We start from the raw sequence: 22,361 nt of genomic DNA, 5'->3' as shown, positions 1-22,361 counted from the left end.
GACGCGGGGAGGCGGGCGTGATGGACACGGCTACGGTGGTGTTCCTGGCCGTGGGTGGCGTGGGCGTCGTGGTGCTCGCCCTGGGTCTGCTCGGTGCCGAGCTGTTCCAGTTCGGCCACCCCGGTGCCGACGGGCCGGTATCTACCGAGGCGGTCGCGGGGTTCGTGGGCGCGTTCGGGTTCGCCGCGGCGGTCGCCGGTGAACTGCTCGATGCCCGTACCCCGCTGATGATCGGGCTGGCCGCGGCCGTCGGCGCGGCAGCGGCGCTGCCGGTCGCCTACCTCGCGGTGCGCCTGGGCCGCGCGGCGCGCACCATGCGCACCGACGCCACCCCCACCCGCCAGGACATGGTCGGGACGCTCGGGGTGGTGATCACCCCGATCCCTGACCAGGGGTACGGAGAAGTCCGGCTGCGGATGGGCGGGCAGCCGGTGAAGGTCAACGCCCGCGCGGATCGGCCGATCCCGATCGGTGCCCACGTCTTCGTGGTCGAGGCGCCGAGTGACACCAGTGTCGTGGTCGAACAGACCAGCGCCCTTCATCAGAACTAACCCCAAGGACGTGCAGTGACCCCTCTGTTGATCTCGATCGGTGGCACCGTGCTGCTGGTCGTGCTCGTCGTGCTGTTCATCCTGTCCCGGATCAAGGTGGCCGGGCCCAACGAGGCGTTCATCGTGACCGGCCGCAAGGGCCGTGCGGTGGAGGCCGCCGACGGCAGTCGCGCCACCGACCTGTCCGGGCAGAAGGTCGTCATGGGCGCGTCGGTGTTCGTCGTGCCGATCGTGCAGAAGCTGCAGTCGCTCGACCTGTCGAGCCGGCGCATCCACGTCGAGATCACGGGTGCGGTCAGCAAGCAGGGCATCCGCGCCAACCTGCAGGGTGTCGCGATCGTCAAGGTGGGCGGGACCGAGGACGCCATCCGGGCCGCCGCGCAGCGCTTCCTGCACCAGCAGTCGGAGATCGAGGAGTTCACCCGCGAGGTGCTGGCCGGCGCGCTGCGCTCGATCGTCGGGCGGCTCACCATCGAGGAGATCATCCGGGACCGGGCCGCGTTCGCGTCCGCGGTGGCCGAGGAGGCCGAGCACTCGATGACCAACCAGGGTCTGGTGCTCGACACGTTCCAGTTGCAGGACATCATCGCTGAGGGGACGTACCTGCAGGATCTGGGCCGGCCGGAGGCCGCCCGGGTGCTCAAGGACGCCGCCATCGCCGAGGCCCGGGCCCGGCAGGCGGCCGAGCAGGAGCGGCTGCTGGCCGAGGAGGCCATCGCCGAGGCGAACCGGAACCTGTCGCTCAAGCAGGCCGCCATCCAGGCGGAGATCGACGCGGCGAAGGCGAAGTCGGCGGCGGCGGGCCCGCTCGCCCAGGCCGAGCGCGACCAGGCGATCCTCGCCGAGCAGCAGAAGGTGGCCGAGCGCAACGCCGAGCTCAAGCAGCGCCAGCTCGACACCGAGGTGCGCAAGCCCGCCGACGCGGCCCGGTACAAGGTCGAGCAGGAGGCCGAGGGTGCCCGGCAGGCCGCGATCCTGCGCGCCGACGCCGAACGGCAGGCCACGATCGCGGCCGCGCAGGCCGCCGCCGAGCAGTCCCGGCTGACCGGTGAGGGTGAGCGGGCCCGGCGGGCGGCGCTGGCCGAGGCCAACGCGATCGAGGGCGCGAAGGAGGGTGAGGCGGAGCAGCGGCGGCGTACCGCGATCGCGGACGCCACCGAGCGGGAGGGCGCGGCCGACGCCTCCGCCATCCAGGCGCGCGGCCAGGCCGAGGCCGAGGCGATGCGGGCCAAGGCCGACGCCTTCTCCGAGTACGGCGAGGCCGCCATCCTGGACCTGCTGGTGCGGGTGTTGCCGCAGGTGGTGGACGCGGCCAGCCGCCCGATGAGCGCGATCGACAAGATGACGGTCATCTCCACCGACGGCGCCTCGACGCTGACCAAGTCCGTGGCCAGCAACGTGGCGCAGGGTCTGCAGCTCGGTACCGACCTGACCGGGATCGACCTGAGCGCGCTGCTGGCGCGACTCGGCGCCGCCCGCAACGGCGGTCCGGCCCCGGCCGTCAACGGCGGTCAGGCCCCGGCCGTGGAGGCCAAGCCGGCCGAGTGATCCGGCGGGAAACCGGGGGCGGCGTGTGCTGCCCCCGGTTTCGTTTTGGGGCTCCGGCGGAGACGTCTGACGTTACCCCGATCGGTCGGCCCGCCTCGGCCCGGTCGTCCGGACGCCTGTCCGAAAGGACGACCTGCAACCTGGCTGCACCCGAGTGGCACCGTGAGTGCACCCCAGGACCTCGAATCTCTCTCCAAGGCCTGCCGGAGTGGCCCGGCCGATCGGGGGAGAGAACACGTGCAACGCACGACAACGCGGGCTGCCGTGACCACCGCTGCCGGGATCGGGCCCGCGCGCGGGCAGGGGGTGTCTTCCGGCGGCGCCCGCGTCCGGCTGAGCATTCCCACCTGGCTGCTGCGTACCGCCGGCTTCGCCGCCGTCTATGCGGCCGCGTTCGCGGCCGGGCGGATGACCGTGATCAGCGGCAGCTCCCTGGCCCTGCTGTGGCCCGCCGCCGGCATCGCGATCGTCTGGCTCTGCGCGCAGCGGCGCTCCCCGGTCCTGTGGGCCGACGCGCTGGCCCTGACCATCATCAGCTTCGTCGGCAACGCGATCACCGGCGAGGCCCTCGGCCTGAGCGCGGCGCTCGCACTGGCCAACCTCGTTCACGTGGCGGTCTTCGTCGCGCTGCTCTCCCGCCGCCACCCGCACCTGTGGGGCGCCGGCGGCACCGCGCGGCTGTCCACGCCCCGCGAACTCGGGTGCGTCATCGGGATCGCCGCGGTCGCCGCGGTCGTCAGCGGCGTGGTCGCGTACGCGCAGATCGGGCTGGCCGGCGGGGAGCAGTTCACGGCGCAGGCGTTCACCGGCTGGATGACCCGTCAGGTCACCAGCACGATCGTGATCGGCGCGGCCGGGCTGTGGTTCGGCCCGGCGATCGGCGCCCTCCGGGACCGGCACGGTTCGCTGGCCGGTTGGTGGCGCGACACCGACCGCGACCTTCGGGCCACCCCCGCCCGGCGGGTCGTCGAGTACCTGGCCGTGTCGCTGTGCTCGGTCGGCGCCTACCTCGTCGGGTTCGTGTACGACGAAGGCCTGCCGCTGGCCTTTCCGCTGATCGCGATCACCGTGTGGGCGGCCATCCGCCTGCGCACCGGCTTCGTCGTGCTGCAGACCCTGGTCCTCGGCGGCGCTGCGGTGCTGTTCACCCTGCACGGGGAGGGTCCGATGGCGGCGGTCGCCGACCCGCAGGTGCGGGCGTGGCTCGCCCAGTTCTTCGTGGTCCTCATCGCGGCCGTCGGGCTGGCCCTGGCCCTCGGCCGCGACGAGCGGGCCCAGCTGATCCGGGAACTGGCCGAGCAGAAGGAGTTGGAGAGGCAGCACGCCGCGCTGATGAGCGCGGTCATCGACTCCATGGCCGACGGCCTGTCCGTCATCGACGCCCAGGGCCGGGTCGAGCTGCGCAACCCGGCCGGCGTACGCCTGTTCGGGTCCGGCACCTCGGTTGACGAGGCGCACCGCCGGATGCGCCACCTCGACGGCACCCCGGTCAGTGGTGACACCCTGCCCTCCGCCCGGGCCCTGGCCGGAGAGAAGGTCGACCCCGTCGACGTCCTCGTCACCGACGCCGACGGTCATGACCCGCGCATCTTCCGGGTATCCGCGACGCCGCTGGTGGCCGCGTGCGGGGACCGCCGGGCGGTCGTACTGTTCCACGACGTCACCGCTGAACGCCGCCACCGCGACCAGCTCGCCGGGTTCGCCGGTGTCGTCGCCCACGACCTGCTCAGTCCGCTGACCGCGGTCGAGGGGTGGGTGGAGGTCGCCGCCGAGGCGCTCGACGCCGCCCCCGAGCACCCCGCGCTCGACCGGTCCCGCGACAGCCTCACCCGGGTGACGCGGGCCGCCACGAGCATGCGCGGGCTGATCAACGACCTGCTGGCGTACACCACCGCCCGCGACGTGGAACTGGCCCGGGTCCCGGTGGACCTGACCAGCATGGTCGCCGAGATCGCCGCCATCCGGACCGACGCGGCGGTGGCCGCGGGGCGCCCGGCGCCAGAGGTGACCTTGGGCCGGCTCGACCCGGTGCACGCGGATGTCGGCGCCGTCCGGCAGGTGCTGGACAACCTCATCGGCAACGCCGTCAAGTACACCGCGCGCGGCATCACGCCGATGGTGACCGTGACCAGCACCCGCCACGACGACTTCGTCCAGATCACCGTCGCCGACAACGGCATCGGGATCCCGGCCGGGCAGCACGAGGTCATCTTCGACGACTTCCACCGTGCCCACCTCGGGTCCGGCTACGCCGGTACCGGGCTCGGCCTGGCCATCTGCCACCGGATCGTCACCCGGCACGGCGGCACCATCACCGCCGAGGACAACCCGTTCGGCGGCTCCCGCTTCACCTTCACCCTGCCGGCCACCGACCACACGGGCAACCCGGGCGGGGAGGAACTGGCTCCGCTCGACCTGCCCACCACGCCCGCGCCCGCCTACACCGACAAGGTCACCGCGCTCGCGGCGTGAGCCTCACTGCTGTCGTTGCGCCTCGAAGTGCTCCTTCATCGACGGGTAGTAGTCGTCGAAGGTCGGCATGGGGCCGCCGTCACGGGAGGCCACCAGGGCGTCCAGGTAGTACTCCCAGCCGGGGCCGATCTCGCCGACGCTCTCGGTGCCGGTCAGCCGCTGGGTGAACCGCAGCTCGGTCACGCCCGCGGACTCGGCGAGCACCATGTCCAGGTACCAGTTGCCGTGCTCGTTCAGCGCGGACAGGGCCAGCCGGCGCGGTGGGTCGCACGCGTCGATCGTCATGTCCATCCAGGGCTTGCCCTCCTCGTGCACCATCTGGACCTTGATCGTGTGCCCCGGCGCCGCGTCGCCCTGCCAGGGACCGAACCAGCGGGCCGTACGTTCCGGATCGGTGAGGCTCGCCCACACGTCGTCCACGGGTGCGCGGAACGTGCGGGTCAGCACCAGGTCGTCGCCGAGTAGTCGGCCGGTGGGTGTCGGGCTCATGCGGTCTCCTTCTGGGAACGGTCGCGCCCGGCGGTCGTGCGCCGCTCGCGGCGGGTGCGGTAGACCTCGGTCTCCAGCGCGTCGAGGCGGTGCTGCCAGCCGGACGGACGGGTCAGCCGCTCCAGCCACCCGACCAGATCGTCGAGCGGTGCGGTGACCAGTGCGTACACCCGGCGACGCCCGTCGGCGGTGTCGCGGACCAGACCGGCTTCGCGCAGCACCCGCAGGTGGCGGCTGACGGCCGGGCGGCTGATCGCGAAGCGGTCGGCGATCTGCCCGGCGGAGCGCGGTTCGTCGCGCAGCATCAGCAGGATCTCCCGCCGTACCGGATCGGCGATCGCCCCCGCCACCTCGTCCACCCCCGAAGCGTAACCTTCTGGTTACGCGTCCGCAATTGCGCCTATCGTGTGGGCATGGCTTGCCGGATAACTTTGCTCGTGCTGGACGCCCGTGACCCCGACCTGCTCGCCCGGTTCTGGTGCGAGGTGCTCGGCTAGGTGGAGGCCACCGACCGCGGGTTCCACCTCGGTCGTCCCTTCAGGAAGGACGCCTGCGTACGGGAAGTCCTTGATCGAATCGCCCGGGAGCGCCCGTTTCGTGTCATGCTTCCCTGACGCTGAGACGCGTCGGGAGGTCTCGATGATGTTCCACGAGCGACCCAGGGCCCCGGAAGCCGTGAGTCCGCGAACGCGACCGGCTGAGCAACCGGCCACCAGCGACGACCTGTGGTCGGTGACCGAGCAGATCCGCCGGCGGGCAGCCATCCGGGGCCCGGAGCCGCATCGCCGGGCCAAGGCCGCCGAGCGCGGGCCCTCCACTATGGCGGAACTCCTGTCCGGACCGGCGCCAAAGGGGACCACGAGGGCCAGCGAACGTGCCACGACCCGGGCGTGGGAGGGTGCGGCCGAGGCCGTCGACAGGATCCGGGAGTTCGCCGCAGCCGAGCGGCTCGACCGTACCCACGAGGCCGCGCTCCGCCTGCGCGACCGGCTGGCCGAGGCGCGCGCCGAGGCCCGGGACCGCCCGCCGCGCGCCGCCCGCCTGGTCCGTACCCTGACCGCCGCGCGGGAGCTGGCCCGCGAGCTCGACATCGCCGAGTCCGTCGGTGTTCTGCCCCCGCGACGGCGCGACCAGATGGGGCAGGAACTCGGCCACCTGGCCGGCTGCCTGGGCACCGACCTGGAGCGTGTCGCGGCGCCCACCCGCGAGCCGAAATGGCTGGATGTGGCCTCCCCGGCGCACGGCCAGGTGAACGTCGCGGGCGCCCGCACCCTCTTCCGTCCGGGGCACGTGGCGGCCAGCGACGCCTCGGCCGTGGTCGTCGCGAACGACTGCGAGCTCGAGGCCGTCGACCACTACCACCTGCGCCGGGTGTCGCTCGACTGCGGCAGCCTCTACCGCGACAACGCGGCGGTCGAGTCCTTCGCCGCCATGCTGGCCGAGCCGTCCGAGCAGAGCATCCAGGCGTTCCGGGAACAGCTGCGCCGCATCGTGAGCCCGGTGCCCGAGCCCGGCCGGCAGGTCTACCGGGAGCGGGTGGCGGCGCGGGTCAACACCCATCTCGACCACCCGGACGTCGCGGTCCTCGGCGACGAGTCGCACGTGCGCTCGACGACGGCCTATCACGTACGCGAGACCGTCGTCCCGCTCGCCGACCTGCTGTACGAGCGCGAGGACCTGATCCAGGCGCTGGCCGAAGGGCAGGGCGACGTCAGCCTGGAGAAGCCGATCCAGGACGCTCTCGGTGAGATCGAGGACGTCGCGCTGCTGCGGTACGCGATGAACCCGGACGGGGGGCGTACCAATGTGCGGCGCTCGCTGGACACCCGGCGGGTGCATCTCGCGGCGGCGATGATGGTCGGTGCCGGCAATACCTTGACCCACAGCAGCGAGGTCGAGGCCGGGCGGGCGCGGCTCGGGAACCTGGCACGGTTCGACCGGCGGGTGCGGCAGCGGCGCGAGAAGGCCCACGGGATGGCCGAGCGGCCCGCCGCCAAGGGGTTGTGGCTATGAGGTGGGTCGCCCCGATCGGGCTCGCCGTACTAATCGCCGGCGCCGGGGTGTTCTTCGCCGTCCAGGATCTCGGCCGCGCCGACCAGTACGCGAGCGTCGGTAGTTTCCTTCTCGCGCTGGCCCTGGCCGGTGGGAGCGTGGTTGTTCACCTGCGCCGCCGGGGGAGCCCGCAGGAGGCACCGCCGCCGGTCCGGGATGCGCCGCCCAACAATACGATCGTGGGCGCCGGCGTGGTCTTCACGGGTCCCGGCGCCCGTGCCGACATCACGTTCACCGGGGACGAGCGCCGGCGGCGCCGGAAGAAGTGACCCGCAGCGCGCAATCTCAGCGACAGATCAGGGCGCCGGCTCTCGATGCGTGGTGTATTCGTTGCGCCACGATGACTGTTGGCCAGTTCTCTGTGGCTCTCGGCGATGGCATCTCGGACTGCCACCACCGCCGACAGGATGTCAGCCAGCGGTGGTTCGATGCGTGCGTTGCGTACGGCTCGAAATCCCGAATGCGCCGGTGCGGGGCGGAAGGTCTGCGGGTTCAAGCACATTACTGCCCCTGGATGATTCCAAACGTTGCGCGCAAGCTATCGAGATGACGTGCTCAGCGAGGGTGGCGCGTGTAGCAGCCAGTCCGGACCGACGTCTCCATCAACAAGCCGACCTGGCTAGGGCATCGGGTCACGCATTTGAGATGCGTCCATATTCGCAGGTCAGATGGGGTTTCTGTGGGCCGCCGGGGACTCGAACCCCGAACCTAAGGAGTCCCGGCAGTACGGTTGGATCAAGCCGCCTGCGAGGTCGGACCGCCCGGAATGGTCCCGCCTCGGCCGGTGCGGTTGCTGGCGTTGCTGTACTTCGCTGCTGTACCGCAGTCGACGGGGCGGAGGCCGCCCCTGCCGACGGAACGCCTGACCCCCACACTGCCAGCGCGGAGCGGGACCGTTCGGCGGGTACGCCAGGCGCGGATACCTGCGGTGAGTCGTTCACCGTCGACCGCTCCCCCGCTCCACTGGCTGCCGTCGTTGCCGTCAGCCGTTGCCGTCAGCTCGGCGACCATGTGATCCGTAGAGGTGTGCAGGGTGGCCAGTTACGCCGCCCCGGTCGCGGCGATGCCCATATTGACGTTCTTGTGATGGCGCGGCGGCGGCCCGCTGGGGTCAGGCAGGGGTCACCTCTTGCCCGCCCTGTGGAGATCAACTGTTTTAGGCTTCGTCGGCCGCTGCGGCTGGCCGCGTCTCGTCGGCCCACGTCACTCTCGGCACACGTCCATCAGTTCAAAGCCCTCGCCTCGCAGTACTCGGACAGCAGCCACAACGTCCCTGACGGTGCGGTCCGGCGGGGCGAGTTCGGTCGGCCAGTCCTTTCCTCGGCTGACCCAAAGCGTGGCGAGCCCCGCGGCTCGGCCACCCTCGACATCAAGTACAGGGCTGTCGCCGATCGCCCACCCTCCGCTCAGCAGATCGAGGCCGCACCGACGGGCTGCCGCCTCAAAGATTTCGCGCCTCGGCTTCCGGATGCCCAGTTCACCGGACACTGCCCAGGCATCAACATGTTGGTCCAGCCCGGTACGCTCGATTTTGCCCAACTGGTTGTCGGCCTGACCGTTGGTCACGATCGCCACCTTCCAGCCGTCGTCGCGCAGTAGTGTCAGCGATGCCAGCACCTCCCTGCGGCAGCTCACGAGGTCCGGCATCCGGCGTCGGTACTGCTCCCATGTGTCATCCACCGAGGCCGCCAGTCGAAAGCGCTGCTTCACCTCGCCAAAGAACCAGTCGCGGGGAACGGAACCGTCCTGATCCGTAGCGATCAGCCATGCCAACGCGTCGTCCGGCAGTTCGTACTCGGCGCAGAACTCAACCGCCCAGCGCCCGAACGCCGCCGAACGGTCCACAAGGGTGTTGTCGAGATCGATGAGCGCCAACCGTTGCATGGTCAACCACCGTATCGGGCGGGTGACGGGAATCGAACCCGCACTGTCAGCTTGGGAACCGCACAAGATCGGCATTCTGACCGGCTTGCGCCCTAGTGGCGGCGGTCCTCGATGGCCTGGGCTACCCCCGCTGGTCCCCAGCTTGTGGCCCGTCAATGGCCCGACATGCGCACGGGTCGGCTAGCTCTCAGATGGCCTCGACGGTGCTCAGACATTCGTCACCGAGGCCGCCAGGAAGGCCATACCCTAACTGGGATGGATCAAGGACAGTCACCACCACCAGAGGCATACGAGACGGTAACCAACCCGGGCCGCTTCCGCGTGCTTCATGAGGCGGCGCGGCAGATCCTCGACGACCTGGTCACCGAGTACGTGGTTGACCGTCGCGACTACCTGACGGCGGACCCCAGCAGCCAAGACTTGCAGGTGCCTGCGGTGCAGCTGGTGCCCGGCCGCTCCGAGGCCGGTCCCCTCACCGTTGTCTTCACGGCCTTCCCCGGCCTGATCCTCACGCTGGGTCGCTGGCGGCAATTCAGCCTTCCGGCCTGTGGCTGCGACGCCTGCGACGAGGACCCGGCCGACCTCATCGAGGAGCTCCACGAGGAAGTTGGAGTACTCGTCGGGGGAACATTCGCGGAGCAGCTGAGTCATGGCTCTCGCGCGGGAGTGAGTTGGGGGCGATCGACTAGCCCTCAAGAGCACTGGGGCTGGACTGCGGTTTCCCGTTCGGATGCGGAGCAGATGGGACCAGCCCAACGCATCGACTGGGCGCCTTGGCCACGCCGCTCGGCCTAAATATGGGCCACCGCCTTGCAAAGATCGCGCGACTTGTCGGCCGGTGCCGGTGATGGCCGCTGACCTGGACCGAGAGTCGGTCGGTGCCGCCGTCCCGCGCCGGGTGTCGGCGGGCTTGGCTGTACTGGTGGCTGTACGGGTCGGCGGTCCTGGCGGCTCTACTCGCCTGACGAGTTCCTCCCGAGCTGGGCCCTGATGGCCGCCACCACCTCACGGCCTTCGGTGCCATCGGGGTCAACACCCGGAGTCATGTCATCGGCGATGTCCGCCCAATGAGACAAGGTATTCATGACGAAGTTCCAGTCCGGGTCGGTTAGCTGGACGCTTACTTGTTGATCGTTGGGCAGGGGAGTCTCCTCGTCCAGATATGCGCGGGCAAGCACAATCTCCCTCACGCGCTCCGCGACTTCGACATGGTCCTCGGTGTCCTCGTCCTCAACAGCACTCGAGATCTCGTTGTCTATGTCGTCGACCAGCGAGAGCCAGTCGTACACCCGGAGCGTCACAGCTGCGCCGACGGTCTCATCTGACATGCTCCGGAGCGTATCGACCTCGCGGACGCTGATCAGCCGAATCGACCCATTCCCGCGCTGGCTCGCACCCATCCCGTCTGCCGTCGACCCACACACCATGGAGCGGGCCTGCCCCAGGGCGGCAAGGTGGAGCGCCTCACCAGCCGAACGACCTTGCCGCCCTGGGGCAGGTCTGCTCGGCTCCGCCTGGGTCGACGGTGGGCGGGATGGCCCACCATCCCAGAGCCTGAGCGCCCCCGCCGGAGGCATCCGATCTTGCCACCGGAAACCTGCGCCGCCGCGCCGGCCGATGCCGACCGGAGGTCGCCAGCAGGCCGAGCGCAGCGGCGCTCGGCCTGCTTCGTCGTCGCCCTGGTCCTCGATGCCGTCCCTACATCTGCTTCGACGGTCAACCTCGGATCACTCCCCTGATGGTGCGGGCGCGGGTACCGACGCCGGGGCTTGCCCGGCCGCCGTCGCCGCAGGCGTAAGGCGGACCGGGCCGCGCAGCGGCCCCGAGCGACCGGCCTGCGCGCCACGATGCGCCGCGTCAGCGGCGCCTTGATCCAAGTACAGAGAAATTCGGCAATACTCGAAGGCGTAAGGCGAAGGCGAGGACCCGAGCGAGACAACAACCGGTCCGCAACGCGCACCGTCAGTGGCATTTCGTACCAGCACCACCTGCTAACCACCGCAGGGTACGAGCCGGTTCGGGTCAGGGAGCCTGGCCCGCACTCCCTTCGCAGCCAACTAGGCGAGCCCTCCACGATCAGAATTGAGGCTCACGACACGCGCCGGTGCGTTGTCCTGCTTCCGCTGTTGCCGTGGACACCAGCAGGTCAGCCATACACCGGTTGACGATATATCTCGCTTGACGTACGGTCTGCGGCCATGCAGGAACCCACGCTCTTGATCCTCACGGCCCTGGCGAAGGAGCCCCTGCACGGGTACGGGGTGATCCGTACCGTCCAGGAACTGTCGCAGGGCGAGGTCGTGTTGCGGCCCGGCACACTCTACGGCGCCTTGGACCGGCTAGCCGAGCAGGGGCTCACTGCGGTCGACCGGGAGGAAGCGGTGGACGGCCGGCTGCGGCGCTACTACAAACTCACCGACAGCGGCGCCGCCGCGCTCGCCACTCAGATCGGGCGCCTGCGCCGGAACGCCGACTCGGCCGAGGCGCGGCTACGCAGCCGTCCAACCGTGGGCGTCCGGCGGCTGGGGGTGGCCTGATGACCGCGATCGGTGGACAGGACGAGCGCCGTTACCGTCGGCTCCTTTGGGCGTACCCCAGTGGATATCGCCGCCTGCACGGCGCTGAGATCGTCACGACGCTGCTGGACATGGCCGAGTCCGGCCACGGCCGGCCGACCGTCGGTCAGGCCGTGCACCTGGTCGCTTGCGGTATCCGGCAGCGGTTCCGTGTGCCGCGGCGCGTGCTCGCGGTGATCGGGGCCGTGCTGTCCGCGGCCACGCTGGGCGGGCTGGGCGCGGTCACCGGCAACTGGCTGGCCTGGCAGGCAGCCGCGCCGGTGCCGTCGGCAGCTGAGATGACCGCGCTGACCTCGGCGGCGGCGGGTCTGCCGCGGCCGTGGTTGGAGCCTTGGCGCTCGGCGATGAACGGCCCGGGCATGAGCGGCGCCGTTGACGGTACGGGTACGTACGACCCCGCCCGGGTTCGGACCGCCCTGAGCGCGACGGGATGGCAGATCACCTCATTCGTGGAGAGCACCGAGGTGATCGGCGTGGGCGCCGGTCCCGGTGAGACGAAGGTCCCGGCGCGCGCCCTGAACTTCGCCGCGACCAAGGGCGGGCTCAGCCTCATGGGTTTCACAAACACCCTGGTCGGCGGCGAGTACGACGGACATACGTCCCTGGCGCTGGACGTCACGACAGACGTGACTGGCGCGATCCGGCCGTCGACGGTCGCCGGCCTGCTGCTCGGCGCGCTCGGGGGATGGCTGCTGGCCGCGGCCCTCGCCTACCGGATCCGGACGGCCGATGGCCACAACCGATGGACCACCAGCGGCCTGACCGCGCTGGCGCTGACCGCCGCGGCCGTCCCGGCGTTCGTCGCCTATTGCGAGGCCTACCAGATCATGGTGTACGACGTGCACGCCTCCTCTGGACAGTACGTCGAGTACAGCATCAGCGAAACCATCCCGATGCCCGTGGTGCTGATCAGCACCGGAGTCGCGGCGCTTGCCCTGGTCGCGGCGGTACTGGTTGCCAACCGTCGTAGCGAACCGGAACTCACCCCGGTCAGTTCATAGCCCGGAGGGCCACTCTCAGCGAGGTCAACCCACTTCCCGGTAGAGGTCACAGTCGGCCTGATCATGGCATCTTCTAATCCGTCGGTCGTCGGCTCGAATCGCCTAGGCGTGCCGGGCTCCGAGGCCCGACCAGTGATATCGACTCAATTCCCGGTGTCCGGAATTGCCTGAATCTACGCATCAAACGTTCATGGAGTGCCCTGCGCGGCAGCTGCTGTCGGCGGCGACCTGCGAGGGCTTAGGCTCGGTCGCATGATTCGAGCTGTCGTCTTCGATGTCGGCGAGTGTCTGGTGAACGAGGCACGCGAGTACGGGACGTGGGCGGACTGGCTGGGCGTTCCTCGGCACACGTTCTCGGCGGTGTTCGGTGCGGTGATCGCGCAGGGACTGGACTACCGGGAGACGTTCCAGGTGTTTCGGCCGGGCTTCGACCTGACTCAGGAGCGGGAGAAGCGTGCGGCGGCGGGTCAGCCCGAGTGGTTCGGCGAGGATGACTTGTATCCGGATGTCCGGCCGTCGCTGAGCAAGCTGCGCGATTCCGGCTTGTGGGTCGGGATCGCGGGGAACCAGACTGTTCGAGCCGGCGGCATCCTGCGGTCGCTAGACCTGCCGACGGACATGATCGCCACGTCGGACGACTGGGGGGTCTCGAAGCCGGAGCTGGGCTTCTTCGAGGCGGTCGCCAAGGCCACGCCGGCCGCACCGGCCGAGACGTTGTACGTGGGCGACCGGCTCGACAACGACGTCCGCCCCGCGGCGGCGGCGGGCTTTAAGACGGCGCTGATTCGTCGCGGCCCGTGGGGGATCATTCAGCAGCGTAATCCGGAAGCGGACCGGGTGGCGACGATGCGCATTGACTCTCTGGCTGAGCTTCCGGATCGGATTGCGGCGTTCAACGCCGAAACGCGTTGAGGGTGGTCTGCCAGCCGTAGAGCCGGTCGTCGAGGTGCCGGACGTAGGCTTCGTCGGCCCATGGCTGGAGCGCACTGCGGACCTCGCGGATGCGTGCCATGCCGGTGGCGTACCAGGTGACGGCGAGCTGGTCGAGGGCTTCCTCAGCGCGGGCGCACGCGGCTTCGGGACGCTTTTGCGCGACCTCGACGGCGGCGAGGTCGCCGAGGACGACGGTTCGTTGCTTGCCCTCCTCGGCGGGCAGGGCGTTCAAGACAGCGGTGAGGGTGTCGCGGGCTTGGGCGAGGCGGCCGGCCTTGAGCTGGGTGTTGCCCTTGAACGCGGCGAGGCGCACCGGCGAGAACCAGGTGAACCAGTCCGGCGACTGGTGCTCGGACCCCGTACGCAGGATGTCTTCGGCGCGGGCGATGGCGCGCAGGCCGTCGACGGGGTGGCCGCTGCGGGTGTCGCATTCGGCTTCGACCGCGTCGAGCCAGGCGAGGAACTCGGCGGACGCGGGGCCGCGGCGGGCGTAGGCGCGTGCTGCGCGGATCCGCTCGGCGGCTTCGTCGCGGTGTTGTGCCCAGCCGGGGATGAAGGCCGCGTGGGCGAGGATCGCGGCGCCAAGGATGGGGTCGTCGGCTTCCCCGGCGGCCTGGAGGGCGCGGACGTAGGTGGCGTCGGCGTCCTCGGGCTGGCGTAGGTCGAAGAACTCGACGCGGCCGGCGAGCAGCAGCGATTCGGCGAGTGCCGTGGCGAGAACGCGGCGGGCGAGGCCGTGGGTTTCGGCGAGCAGGTGCAGCCCGAGCCGGGTGTGTTCGACCACCGTGGGGTGCAGATGATCGGGTTGCACGCTCCAGTAGAGGCGTCGGTGGGCGACGGTGATCGCGGTGTAGTCGGCGCCGATGGTGGCTGGCTGCACAGCGGTGGCGGCTTGCGGTAACGGCAGAGTCGCGGCCGCGGGCATGTGCGTGGGCTGCGGCGAAGCGACCGACGGCGGCGTCCCTGTGCTCTGCCAGGGCGGAGTGAAACCGAGCTGGTCGATCGGCAAATGCAGCAAGTGGACAATGAGCCGCTGGTGATCGGCACGGGGCCATGGCGGCGACGGCGATTCCCACCGGCGGACCTGACGAACGCTGACCTCCATGCGGCCGAGGCCGATGCGGGGAGCGGCCTGAGTCAGAGCGTCGGCGAAGGCTTGCTGCGAGGCGTATCCGGCGTGCTGCCGTGCGGCCTTGAGCCGAGTGTTTCCGGCGGGGTGGGGCATCGCGGCGCACCTCCAAGGAGTCGGGTCCGTTCCCGGAACCCTAAGACCTAGCAGGTCAGAGCAGGGACTCTAGATGGACCGTATCACATAAGGGCCCATTAAAAGTCCTCTCGAGGTCCTCTCTGAGGCCTACGGAACGACCCTTTGCAGCGGCATCCTCGTGGTATGAGGGCGCGAGGCAGGAGCCTCGGCGTCGTGAAGGAGGAAAGCAGTGGCGATCCCGAACACGATGAAGGTGCCGGTGCCGTGGGACTTCGTGGCGCCGCATGGCGTGCTGTTCCTGGGGGTGGACCGGGCGGTCGACTTCGACCGGCGTGGTCAGGCCGACGACCAGGAGCGGGACAAGGAGACCGGGAAGCGGGTGTGGCTGGTCCGGGGTGTGGATCTGGATCCGGAGGCGGGCAAGTTCGGCGCGTCGAAGGAGCTGAAGATCCGGGTGATCGCGGATGTGCAGCCGGTGCCGCCCGAGCCGGAAATGCCTGGGTATCCACCGATGGTGGAGTTCACCGACGTGACGATCACGCCCTGGGTCGATTCGCAGAAGTGCAAGGCCCCCGAACACAACAAGCCGCACAAGTGCCGGGCCCGAATGGGGTGGTCGATTCGCGCCACCGGGATGACCGCACCACAGCAGACCGGCAAGCCCGCGAAGGCTGCCTGACCTACTCGACTGACTGATCTGTTCGCGCGCCGCGGGGTGGGGCCAACAACCGCCAAGTAGTTCTCCCCGCCCCGGGCGCTCAACCCACCGAACCCATCAAGGGAAGGGGCTGTGATGCCCAAGGTAGTCGACGCTGCCCGCGTCACGACACCACCGTCCGCTGTGTGGCGGAGCTGCACGACCTGTGACCACCTGGTGCCCCTGGCCCCGGACACCGCCCGGTGCCCCCGCTGCCAGCACCTGTCCGCGACCGGTCCGGCCTTCACGGAGCGGGAGCTGGCCGAGGCCCGCGCGGACCTGGCCGAGGCGTGCGCGCACTGCCGCACCCGACTGGACCGCATCGACGCGGTCAACGCGTTCCTGACCGGCTACCTCGGCACCGTCGTGACCGCCGTCCTCGGCGGCCGCAACGACGGCGGAGCCTCGCTGCGCCGGGCGGCCGCCCTGTACGCGGTCCGCAAGCAGGTGATCGCGTGAAGACCCACCGCCGCGCGGTTGCCCTGCTCGCCGCTCCCGGTGTCAGCGCCGCCCGTCACGTCTACACGTCGGTGCCCGCCGATGCGGTGCGGGTGGCCGCCCTGGTCGAGATCTCGGCCGCTGCCGCAGCCCTCGCCAGGACCGTGGTCCGGTTGCGTCGGCTGGACCCGGACCTGATCGCCCCGCACGTCCGCGACTCCACCGACCTGCGGGCCGTGCTCGGGCGGGGCCGGTGGTTGCCGACCATGTGCCGGTACGTTCCCGCCCCGCCCTCCGGTCCGGTCGCCGTCGCGGAGCTGTTCCCGGCCGCTGCGCCCGTGTCGCGGTCGGTGCGGCACCGCACCACTCGCCGCCCTGCCACCGGGCAAGGCTCGCTGTTCGCCCTCGCTGGTCGGGAGGTGTGCTGACCATGCCCCTGGTCAACGTGATCCGTGGGGAGCAGGTCCCCGTCTCCGCCCTGAATGTCCGGACCCCGGTGCTGCGGGTTCCGCTGTGGGCGGCCCTGGGCTGGCAGCTGGTCAAGGCACTCGCCTGGCTGGTCAAGACCTACGTGCGGCTGTGGTACCTCACCCTGCCCGCCACGTTCCTGACCTGGCTGTACCTGCGGTACGGCTGGCAGGGCCTGGCCATCCTGGTCGGCTCGACCGCCGCCATCGGCGGGGGCTGGTGGTTCGCGCATCAAACCTCGTGTCTGCGGTTCGGGTGGTGGCCGATCCTGGCCCGCTACCGCCGGTTTGTGTACCGGCGGCGCTGGCAGGCCGCGATGGTCACCGCGAAGCTCGCCGTCTCCTACGACCGGCACATCGTGATTCCCGTGCTCAAGCGGGTGCGCTGCCAGGCCGGGGCTGATCGGGTGCTGGTGCGGATGGTGACCGGGCAGATCCCCGACGACTTCGCCAAAGCCTCCGAACGCCTCGCCCACACCTTCGGCGTCCGCCAAGTCAAGGCCATCCCCGGCCCGGCGTTCGGCACCGTGGTCCTGGTCCTGCTGCGCGGCGACGCCTTGCACCGCACGATCGCCCCGCTGCCGGTGGCGGCGGTGCCGGACTTCACCGCCCTGCCCATGGGCCTGTGCGAGGACGGCACCGTCTACATGCTGCGCCTGTTCGGCACCCAGGTCCTCATCGTCGGCGCCACCGGCTCCGGCAAGGGGTCGGTGATCTGGTCATTCATCCGCGCCCTCGCCGCCGGCGTCTCCACAGGCCTGGTCGAACTCTGGGGGATCGACCCCAAGGGCGGCATGGAACTCGGCATGGGACGACCCCTGTTCACCCGATTCGCCACCCACAACTTCGCCCAGATGGCCGAACTCCTCGAAGAAGCCGCCCAGCTCGCCCAAGCACGGGCCGCCCGCCTGGCCGGGGAAACCCGCCAACACCAACCCACCCAGGCCGAGCCGCTGATCGTCCTCGTGATTGACGAGCTGGCGAACCTTACCCACTACCTCACCGAACGGCAGTTGAAAGACCGGATCAAAGCCGCCCTTGGCATCGTCCTCTCGCAGGGCCGCGCCGTCGGCGTCCACGTCATCGCCGCCATCCAGGACCCCCGCAAAGAAGTCCTGCCCGCCCGCGGCCTGTTCCCCACCCGCATCGCCCTGCGCCTCTCGGAGGCCGCCGAAGTTGACCTCGTCGCCGGGGACGGCATGCGCGACCGCGGCGCCCTCTGTGACCGCATCCCGCAGTCCCAGCCGGGCGTCGGGTATGTCGCCCTCGAAGGCGACCCCACCCCCATGCGGGTCCGCTTCTCCTACCTCACCGACAAACAGATCAAACAGATGGCCCGGACGTATGGCCGGTTCCGGGTCATCGAGGGCGAGGCCACCGAGGGCGGTGCGGCATGACCATCCACATCGTCGACGTCCACGACCGCACCCACACCTGCCCCGCCGACCCCACCCCGCATCCCATCGACTCCACCCGCCGCCTCGTCGACACCGTGCCGGGCGGCCCGTGCCGGCAGCCGATCACCGGCACCGCCGTGCCGTGCGGGCGGCGCCGTCCCGCCGACCAGCAGTGCGACGCCTGCCGCACCACGGTGACCGTCCGCCACCACACCCGCGACCACCTCGGTCCCGCACCCCGCACCACCGTCCGGCCCTCGACCGCGCTGGCCGCCCGGCCGTGCGAGGTGTGCGGGCTGCCCCTCGCGGCCGTGCTGGCCCACGTCGGCCGGCACCTGCTCTGCCGACCCACCACCGAGACGGGGGCCGTCGCATGACCGCCCCGGCCATCACCCGCCCGGCCCGCCGGTGCGCCCACTGCCACCACGACCTCACCGAGCTCGGCCAGGCCGAGGACGTCGGGTTCGGCTACAGCCGCGACACCACCGAGCCCGTTCCGGTACCGGTGCCCGACTGGGTGGAACTCGTCTTCCTCACCGGCCGCACCCCACGGGCGGAGGCCAGCCGATGACCACCGCCTCCACCGTGCCCGGCCGCGGCGAGCGGGTCGAGTCGGCCACCCTGGCCGCCATCCTCACCACCGTGGCGGCAGCGGCTGGGTGGGCGTCGTTCACGCACGTCCACGACTGGACGATGCGCCACATGCCGGTCGGTACTCCGGACGCGTTCGGCTGGGTCAACGCCGTCATCTCCGAGCTGGTGCCGGTGGCCGCGTTCCTCACCATCAAACGGCGCCGCCGCACCGGCCAGCCGATCGGCTACCCGCTCGCCCTGCTCATCGCCGCCGCCGCGCTGTCCCTGGCCGCGCAGCTCGCCGTCGCCCAACCCAGCCCGTCCGGGTGGCTGCTGTCCGCCGTGCCCGCCCTCGCCTTCATGGCCCTGGTGAAACTCGTCTTCACCACCCGGGCCGGAACCGACACCACCTATGTGGTCGAGCCCGCGCCATCAGAGCCGGAACCCGCCCCGGCCGAGCACCACGACCCGGCCCCACCCGCGCCGTCGCTGCCTGCGGCCCCGGCCCCGGTGCCGGGTGTGGTGCCGGTACCCGCCGCAGCGGTCACTCGCCTCAACGGCACCCCCGTGATCGGGCCGGTGACCCGATGAAGATCCGCCTCGTCGGCACCCCCGCCGAGATCGCCGCCGCGCTCCAGGCCCTCACCGAGTCGCGGCTGGTCGACATCACCGCCGTCTCGCGCACCTACCCGGCCGGTCACGACACCGCCCGGACCCGCCTGTACCTCGACGTCCGCCCAGCCCCGCCCACCGGCCCCGCAGAGGAGGAACCACGCCCGTGACCGCACCTACCCTGCCCCTCACCCCGGCCGAGGCCCCCCAGCCCCGGCCGGAGGTCCGGCCAGGCTCGCGCGCCGCCCGCCTCGCCCTGCCCCGCGCCGTCGACGCGCTCAAGCAGCTCGCCGCCGAGCACGGCGTCTGCATTCGCCCGATCGCGCTGCGCCGCACCGACCTGCTCACCGGACAGACCGAGCTGATCGACCTGCCCTGCGGAGCCACCCTGGAAGCCAAGTGCCCGCCCTGCGCGAAGCGGGCACGGCACTACCGCCAGGTGCAGATCCGCGAAGGCTGGCACCGCACCGACGAGCCCCTACCCCCGCCCGAGCCGGCCACCGACGACCAGAAGGCGCTCATCAGCCTGCGGGCGCACTTCGAGTTCTACCGCGCCCAGGCCGAACGCAACGCCGAGTGGGACCAGGTCACCGAGCTGGACGACGCGATCCGCGAGGTCGAGGACGCCATCGCCGCCGAAGGACTGCGCGGCCGGATCGCACCCCCACACAGCAACCCCGACGACGCGGACCAGGACGACGACGCGGACCGGCCCCGCCGCAAGCGGTCCACGAAACGTCGCCAAGACGTGCCCGACCTACCCCGCCAGAAGATCCAGCCCCGCACCGTCGGCCGGACCTACACCGGCACCGACGGGTCGGTGCACCAGCCGTCGATGTGGCTCACCCTCACGCTCGACACCTACGGCCCCGTCCACTCCATCCACCAAGGACGCCCCTGCGCCTGCCGCCGCTGGCACACCCAAGACGACCCGCAACTCGGCACCCCGGTCGACCCGGGCACGTACGACTACCGGCGCGCCGCGTGGGACGCCGTGCACTTCCCCCGCCTGCTCGACCGCTACATGCAGAACCTGCGCCGGGCGGTCGGCTGGAACGTCCAGTACGCCGGGTGCGTCGAACCGCAGCGGCGCCTGGCCCCGCACGCCCATTTCGCGATCCGGGGCACCATCCCGCGCGCCATGTTGGAGCGGGTCGCTGGCGCGACCTACCACCAGGTGTGGTGGCCCGCCGCCGACCGGCTCCGCTACCCGCTCGACCGGCCACCCGTGTGGGACGCCGAGGCGGAGGCGTGGGTGGACCCTGACACCCGAACGCCGCTCCCCACCTGGGACGAAGCGCTGGACGCCATCGACGCCGACCCCGACAGTGTCCCGGCGCACATCGTGACGTTCGGGCCGCAGGTCAAAGCAAAGGGCGTCGAACCCGGAGCCCGGGACGCGGAGAAGACGATCGGCTACATCACCAAGTACGTCACCAAAGCCGCCGCCGACTGCCACACCATCAGCAGCGACCCGCAGCGGGAGCACCTCGACCGGCTCTGGCACGAACTCCGCATCACGCCGTGTTCGGAGCGGTGCGCCAACTGGCTGCTCTACGGCGTCCAGCCGAAGAAGGCCCACGCCCGCCTGCGCCCCGGCAACTGCAAAGGCCGGGTCCACCAGAAGACCACCCTCGGCATTGGCGGCCGCCGCGTCCTGGTATCACGCGACTGGTCCGGCAAAACCCTCGCCGACCACAAGGCTGACGCCCACGCCTGGGTCAAAGCCCTCCTCGGCGTCACCGACGACGCGGCCACCGCCCCGGCCGCCGACCTCAGCACCGCTGCGCCGGCCCCGGTCGCCTGGGAGATGGCCCGACCCGACGACTCCGACCTACCCCCGCTGGAACACCGCCTGCTGCGCGCCATCTCGCAGCGGATTCAACGCCGCGCCCAGCTCCGAACTGCTCGGCAACCGGCGAGCGGCGACCCACCCGCCAGCGTCTCGGGAACCGGAACAACGCCTACCCCGAAGGGAGCCTTGCCGCATGACCAACACACGTGAGACCACGCTGCGCCCGCGCTGGTACTCGCCCGCCGAGGTTGCGGTCCTGCTCGGCTTCGGCTTGTCCAAGGTCAAGATGAAGATCGCCACGGGTGAGTTGCGTTCGGTCAAGGACGGCAAGTACCGGCGCATCCTTCCCGAGTGGGTCGATGAGTACATCAGGGAGCAGGTCGCGCGGAATGAGGAGGTGGCCTGATGACGACCCGCGCTCGCGCCAACGGAGAAGGCTCGATCTACCCCTACCGCAACGGATTCGCCGCGTATGTCTGGGTCACCAAGCCGGACGGGAAGCGGGGCCGCAAGTACGTCTACGGCAAGATCCGGGAGATCGTCCACGAGAAGTGGCTGAAGCTGCACCAGCAGGCCAACGCTGGGCCGGTGTCGACGCGGGTGCCGACACTGGGCGACTTCTCCACGTATTGGCTGCGGGAGATCGTGCAACCGAATCTCGCGCCCGGCAGCTACGTCACGTATGAGGCGATCATGCGGCTGTATGTCATCCCCGGTCTGGGCAAGCGCCGTCTGGACAAGCTGCGGATCAGCGACGTGCAGACGTGGCTCAACGCGCTGCGGCGCGAGTGTCAGTGCTGCGCTCAGGGCAAGGACGTGCGCCGGCCGCCTGCCAAGAGGAGATGCTGCGCTCTCGGCAACTGCTGTGACAACGTGCCTTCGGCAACCACCGTGGTGCACATCCGGCGAGTGCTGCGGACGCTGCTGAACCAGGCGATCACGGACGGCCACATGTCAGCCAACGTCGCCCGGCACGTCAAGCTCCCATCAGCGAGGGCGAGGAAGCGGCGTGCCTGGACCAGCGACGAGGCACGGCAGTTCCTGGAATCCGCGCGGGCCGATCGGGATCCGTTCTACGCCGCGTACGTCCTGGTGCTTGTGCTCGGTCTGCGCAAGGGTGAGATGCTCGGCGTGACGTGGGGCGGCATCGACCTGGACGCGGCCGAGCTGGTGGTGGACATGCAGCTCCAGCGCGTCGGCCACGACCTGCTGCACCGCGAGACGAAGACACCAACCTCGGATGACACGCTGCCTCTCCCGGAGATCTGCGCGGTCGCCCTGCGGGAACGCGCCGCCGCCCAGAATGTGGCCCGGGAAGAAGCGGGCGAGGCGTGGCGCCGGTCTTCGCTGGTCTTCACGACGCGGTTCGGCACGCCGATCGAGCCGCGCAACTTCAACCGCTACTGGGATCGCCGCTGTGATGCGGCTGGCGTCCGGCGAATCACGATCCGTGATGCCCGACGGACATGCGCCTCCCTGCTCGCCGACCTCGACGTCCATCCGCGCGTGGCGATGCAGATCCTCCGGCACGCTCAGTTCTCGATCACGATGGAGATCTACACCGTCGTGTCGTCGGCGGCAACGCGCGCGGCGCTGAAGAAGCTGGGGGAGTCCCTTGACCACTGATCGTCGACGGCCGCTGCTGTACTTTGCTGCTGTACGGCGGGGC

At 70.5% G+C, this 22,361-nt stretch carries 25 protein-coding genes; 20 read left to right on the top strand and 5 right to left on the bottom strand.

Going from position 1 to position 22,361, the window contains the following annotated elements; translation table 11 throughout:
- Positions 1 to 20 precede the first annotated feature (20 nt).
- The 3 genes from EV385_RS12955 to EV385_RS12945 all read left to right on the top strand — a co-directional run bounded on the left by EV385_RS12955 (position 21) and on the right by EV385_RS12945 (position 4,571).
- Positions 21 to 551, top strand: coding sequence for a hypothetical protein (locus EV385_RS12955; RefSeq protein ID WP_130513278.1), 531 nt, complete (start codon positions 21 to 23; stop codon positions 549 to 551).
- A gap of 15 nt (positions 552 to 566) precedes the next feature.
- Positions 567 to 2,099 (top strand): flotillin family protein, encoded by a 1,533-nt coding sequence (locus EV385_RS12950; protein ID WP_130509701.1) that lies wholly within the window; start codon positions 567 to 569, stop codon positions 2,097 to 2,099.
- A 237-nt stretch (positions 2,100 to 2,336) separates the two neighbouring features.
- Positions 2,337 to 4,571 (top strand): ATP-binding protein, encoded by a 2,235-nt coding sequence (locus EV385_RS12945; protein WP_207229818.1) that lies wholly within the window; start codon positions 2,337 to 2,339, stop codon positions 4,569 to 4,571.
- A gap of 3 nt (positions 4,572 to 4,574) precedes the next feature.
- On the opposite strand, the gene EV385_RS12940 is transcribed toward EV385_RS12945, so the two are convergent.
- Both EV385_RS12940 and EV385_RS12935 read right to left on the bottom strand, forming a co-directional pair.
- Positions 4,575 to 5,060 carry an SRPBCC family protein gene (locus tag EV385_RS12940; protein ID WP_130509700.1) on the bottom strand — a complete coding sequence of 162 codons (486 nt, stop codon included), beginning with the start codon at positions 5,058 to 5,060 and terminating at the stop codon, positions 4,575 to 4,577.
- On the bottom strand, positions 5,057 to 5,419 hold the full coding sequence (locus EV385_RS12935) for a metalloregulator ArsR/SmtB family transcription factor (RefSeq protein WP_130509699.1): 363 nt from the start codon (positions 5,417 to 5,419) through the stop codon (positions 5,057 to 5,059). Before EV385_RS12935 ends, EV385_RS12940 begins: the two co-directional genes overlap by 4 nt.
- A gap of 373 nt (positions 5,420 to 5,792) precedes the next feature.
- Between EV385_RS12935 and EV385_RS12925 the strand changes: the two genes are divergently transcribed.
- Positions 5,793 to 7,073, top strand: a complete 1,281-nt coding sequence (locus tag EV385_RS12925) for a hypothetical protein (RefSeq protein ID WP_130509698.1) — start codon at positions 5,793 to 5,795, stop codon at positions 7,071 to 7,073.
- A complete protein-coding gene (locus EV385_RS12920; protein ID WP_130509697.1) occupies positions 7,070 to 7,381 on the top strand; it encodes a hypothetical protein in 312 nt (103 codons plus the stop codon). The genes EV385_RS12925 and EV385_RS12920 overlap by 4 nt, the downstream gene beginning before the upstream one ends.
- Positions 7,382 to 8,315: 934 nt before the next feature.
- Here EV385_RS12920 and EV385_RS12915 read toward each other — a convergent pair.
- Positions 8,316 to 8,996 carry an HAD family hydrolase gene (locus EV385_RS12915; protein WP_130509696.1) on the bottom strand — a complete coding sequence of 227 codons (681 nt, stop codon included), beginning with the start codon at positions 8,994 to 8,996 and terminating at the stop codon, positions 8,316 to 8,318.
- Between the two features lie 255 nt (positions 8,997 to 9,251).
- Between EV385_RS12915 and EV385_RS12910 the strand changes: the two genes are divergently transcribed.
- The gene (locus EV385_RS12910; RefSeq protein ID WP_130509695.1) at positions 9,252 to 9,791 is read left to right on the top strand and encodes a DUF6226 family protein; all 540 of its coding nucleotides are present in this window, start codon (positions 9,252 to 9,254) and stop codon (positions 9,789 to 9,791) included.
- A 158-nt stretch (positions 9,792 to 9,949) separates the two neighbouring features.
- Here EV385_RS12910 and EV385_RS12905 read toward each other — a convergent pair whose 3' ends face one another.
- Positions 9,950 to 10,324, bottom strand: a complete 375-nt coding sequence (locus EV385_RS12905; protein WP_130509694.1) for a hypothetical protein — start codon at positions 10,322 to 10,324, stop codon at positions 9,950 to 9,952.
- Between the two features lie 870 nt (positions 10,325 to 11,194).
- Between EV385_RS12905 and EV385_RS12900 the strand changes: the two genes are divergently transcribed.
- The 3 genes from EV385_RS12900 to EV385_RS12890 all read left to right on the top strand — a co-directional run bounded on the left by EV385_RS12900 (position 11,195) and on the right by EV385_RS12890 (position 13,485).
- Positions 11,195 to 11,533 carry a PadR family transcriptional regulator gene (locus tag EV385_RS12900; RefSeq protein ID WP_130509693.1) on the top strand — a complete coding sequence of 113 codons (339 nt, stop codon included), beginning with the start codon at positions 11,195 to 11,197 and terminating at the stop codon, positions 11,531 to 11,533.
- On the top strand, positions 11,533 to 12,573 hold the full coding sequence (locus EV385_RS12895; protein ID WP_130509692.1) for a hypothetical protein: 1,041 nt from the start codon (positions 11,533 to 11,535) through the stop codon (positions 12,571 to 12,573). The genes EV385_RS12900 and EV385_RS12895 overlap by 1 nt, the downstream gene beginning before the upstream one ends.
- 252 nt (positions 12,574 to 12,825) lie before the next feature.
- Positions 12,826 to 13,485, top strand: coding sequence for an HAD family hydrolase (locus tag EV385_RS12890; protein ID WP_130509691.1), 660 nt, complete (start codon positions 12,826 to 12,828; stop codon positions 13,483 to 13,485).
- On the opposite strand, the gene EV385_RS12885 is transcribed toward EV385_RS12890, so the two are convergent.
- Positions 13,466 to 14,731, bottom strand: a complete 1,266-nt coding sequence (locus tag EV385_RS12885) for an NsdA family TPR-like regulatory protein (RefSeq protein WP_130509690.1) — start codon at positions 14,729 to 14,731, stop codon at positions 13,466 to 13,468. The genes EV385_RS12890 and EV385_RS12885 overlap by 20 nt on opposite strands.
- A 211-nt stretch (positions 14,732 to 14,942) precedes the next feature.
- On the opposite strand from EV385_RS12885, the gene EV385_RS12880 reads away from it, so the two are divergent.
- From EV385_RS12880 to EV385_RS12830, 11 genes are all read left to right on the top strand, one after another.
- Positions 14,943 to 15,392 (top strand): hypothetical protein, encoded by a 450-nt coding sequence (locus EV385_RS12880; protein ID WP_242624856.1) that lies wholly within the window; start codon positions 14,943 to 14,945, stop codon positions 15,390 to 15,392.
- A gap of 114 nt (positions 15,393 to 15,506) precedes the next feature.
- A complete protein-coding gene (locus EV385_RS12875; RefSeq protein WP_130509689.1) occupies positions 15,507 to 15,869 on the top strand; it encodes a hypothetical protein in 363 nt (120 codons plus the stop codon).
- Positions 15,866 to 16,276, top strand: coding sequence for a hypothetical protein (locus EV385_RS12870; protein ID WP_130509688.1), 411 nt, complete (start codon positions 15,866 to 15,868; stop codon positions 16,274 to 16,276). The genes EV385_RS12875 and EV385_RS12870 overlap by 4 nt, the downstream gene beginning before the upstream one ends.
- A 2-nt stretch (positions 16,277 to 16,278) precedes the next feature.
- Positions 16,279 to 17,712: an FtsK/SpoIIIE domain-containing protein gene (locus tag EV385_RS12865; RefSeq protein WP_130509687.1), complete on the top strand. Its 1,434-nt coding sequence runs from the start codon at positions 16,279 to 16,281 to the stop codon at positions 17,710 to 17,712.
- Positions 17,709 to 18,089 (top strand): hypothetical protein, encoded by a 381-nt coding sequence (locus tag EV385_RS35945; RefSeq protein WP_341273937.1) that lies wholly within the window; start codon positions 17,709 to 17,711, stop codon positions 18,087 to 18,089. Before EV385_RS12865 ends, EV385_RS35945 begins: the two co-directional genes overlap by 4 nt.
- Complete coding sequence (locus tag EV385_RS12855) at positions 18,086 to 18,283, top strand: hypothetical protein (RefSeq protein WP_130509686.1); 198 nt, start codon at positions 18,086 to 18,088, stop codon at positions 18,281 to 18,283. The genes EV385_RS35945 and EV385_RS12855 overlap by 4 nt, the downstream gene beginning before the upstream one ends.
- Positions 18,280 to 18,876, top strand: a complete 597-nt coding sequence (locus EV385_RS12850; protein WP_130509685.1) for a hypothetical protein — start codon at positions 18,280 to 18,282, stop codon at positions 18,874 to 18,876. Before EV385_RS12855 ends, EV385_RS12850 begins: the two co-directional genes overlap by 4 nt.
- The gene (locus EV385_RS12845; RefSeq protein ID WP_130509684.1) at positions 18,873 to 19,067 is read left to right on the top strand and encodes a hypothetical protein; all 195 of its coding nucleotides are present in this window, start codon (positions 18,873 to 18,875) and stop codon (positions 19,065 to 19,067) included. The genes EV385_RS12850 and EV385_RS12845 overlap by 4 nt, the downstream gene beginning before the upstream one ends.
- On the top strand, positions 19,064 to 20,902 hold the full coding sequence (locus EV385_RS12840; RefSeq protein ID WP_242624855.1) for a replication initiator: 1,839 nt from the start codon (positions 19,064 to 19,066) through the stop codon (positions 20,900 to 20,902). Before EV385_RS12845 ends, EV385_RS12840 begins: the two co-directional genes overlap by 4 nt.
- Positions 20,886 to 21,098 carry an excisionase family DNA-binding protein gene (locus EV385_RS12835; RefSeq protein WP_130509683.1) on the top strand — a complete coding sequence of 71 codons (213 nt, stop codon included), beginning with the start codon at positions 20,886 to 20,888 and terminating at the stop codon, positions 21,096 to 21,098. The genes EV385_RS12840 and EV385_RS12835 overlap by 17 nt, the downstream gene beginning before the upstream one ends.
- Positions 21,098 to 22,318 carry a tyrosine-type recombinase/integrase gene (locus EV385_RS12830; RefSeq protein ID WP_130509682.1) on the top strand — a complete coding sequence of 407 codons (1,221 nt, stop codon included), beginning with the start codon at positions 21,098 to 21,100 and terminating at the stop codon, positions 22,316 to 22,318. The genes EV385_RS12835 and EV385_RS12830 overlap by 1 nt, the downstream gene beginning before the upstream one ends.
- Positions 22,319 to 22,361 lie beyond the last annotated feature (43 nt).

This window comes from Krasilnikovia cinnamomea (genome assembly GCF_004217545.1).
Taxonomy (GTDB): domain Bacteria; phylum Actinomycetota; class Actinomycetes; order Mycobacteriales; family Micromonosporaceae; genus Actinoplanes; species Actinoplanes cinnamomeus.
Note: the sequence above shows the minus strand (reverse complement) of the source record. Positions and strands in the feature narration are given on the sequence as shown.

Excerpts from the sequence above, each read along its gene's own strand:
- EV385_RS12955 (WP_130513278.1), top strand. The coding sequence starts at position 21 with ATGGACACGGCTACGGTGGTGTTCCTGGCCGTGGGTGGCGTGGGCGTC.
- EV385_RS12940 (WP_130509700.1), bottom strand. The coding sequence starts at position 5,060 with ATGAGCCCGACACCCACCGGCCGACTACTCGGCGACGACCTGGTGCTG.
- EV385_RS12920 (WP_130509697.1), top strand. The coding sequence starts at position 7,070 with ATGAGGTGGGTCGCCCCGATCGGGCTCGCCGTACTAATCGCCGGCGCC.
- EV385_RS12915 (WP_130509696.1), bottom strand. The coding sequence starts at position 8,996 with ATGCAACGGTTGGCGCTCATCGATCTCGACAACACCCTTGTGGACCGT.
- EV385_RS12910 (WP_130509695.1), top strand. The coding sequence starts at position 9,252 with ATGGATCAAGGACAGTCACCACCACCAGAGGCATACGAGACGGTAACC.
- EV385_RS12905 (WP_130509694.1), bottom strand. The coding sequence starts at position 10,324 with ATGTCAGATGAGACCGTCGGCGCAGCTGTGACGCTCCGGGTGTACGAC.
- EV385_RS12900 (WP_130509693.1), top strand. The coding sequence starts at position 11,195 with ATGCAGGAACCCACGCTCTTGATCCTCACGGCCCTGGCGAAGGAGCCC.
- EV385_RS12895 (WP_130509692.1), top strand. The coding sequence starts at position 11,533 with ATGACCGCGATCGGTGGACAGGACGAGCGCCGTTACCGTCGGCTCCTT.
- EV385_RS12890 (WP_130509691.1), top strand. The coding sequence starts at position 12,826 with ATGATTCGAGCTGTCGTCTTCGATGTCGGCGAGTGTCTGGTGAACGAG.
- EV385_RS12885 (WP_130509690.1), bottom strand. The coding sequence starts at position 14,731 with ATGCCCCACCCCGCCGGAAACACTCGGCTCAAGGCCGCACGGCAGCAC.
- EV385_RS12875 (WP_130509689.1), top strand. The coding sequence starts at position 15,507 with ATGCCCAAGGTAGTCGACGCTGCCCGCGTCACGACACCACCGTCCGCT.
- EV385_RS12865 (WP_130509687.1), top strand. The coding sequence starts at position 16,279 with ATGCCCCTGGTCAACGTGATCCGTGGGGAGCAGGTCCCCGTCTCCGCC.
- EV385_RS35945 (WP_341273937.1), top strand. The coding sequence starts at position 17,709 with ATGACCATCCACATCGTCGACGTCCACGACCGCACCCACACCTGCCCC.
- EV385_RS12855 (WP_130509686.1), top strand. The coding sequence starts at position 18,086 with ATGACCGCCCCGGCCATCACCCGCCCGGCCCGCCGGTGCGCCCACTGC.
- EV385_RS12850 (WP_130509685.1), top strand. The coding sequence starts at position 18,280 with ATGACCACCGCCTCCACCGTGCCCGGCCGCGGCGAGCGGGTCGAGTCG.
- EV385_RS12845 (WP_130509684.1), top strand. The coding sequence starts at position 18,873 with ATGAAGATCCGCCTCGTCGGCACCCCCGCCGAGATCGCCGCCGCGCTC.
- EV385_RS12835 (WP_130509683.1), top strand. The coding sequence starts at position 20,886 with ATGACCAACACACGTGAGACCACGCTGCGCCCGCGCTGGTACTCGCCC.
- EV385_RS12830 (WP_130509682.1), top strand. The coding sequence starts at position 21,098 with ATGACGACCCGCGCTCGCGCCAACGGAGAAGGCTCGATCTACCCCTAC.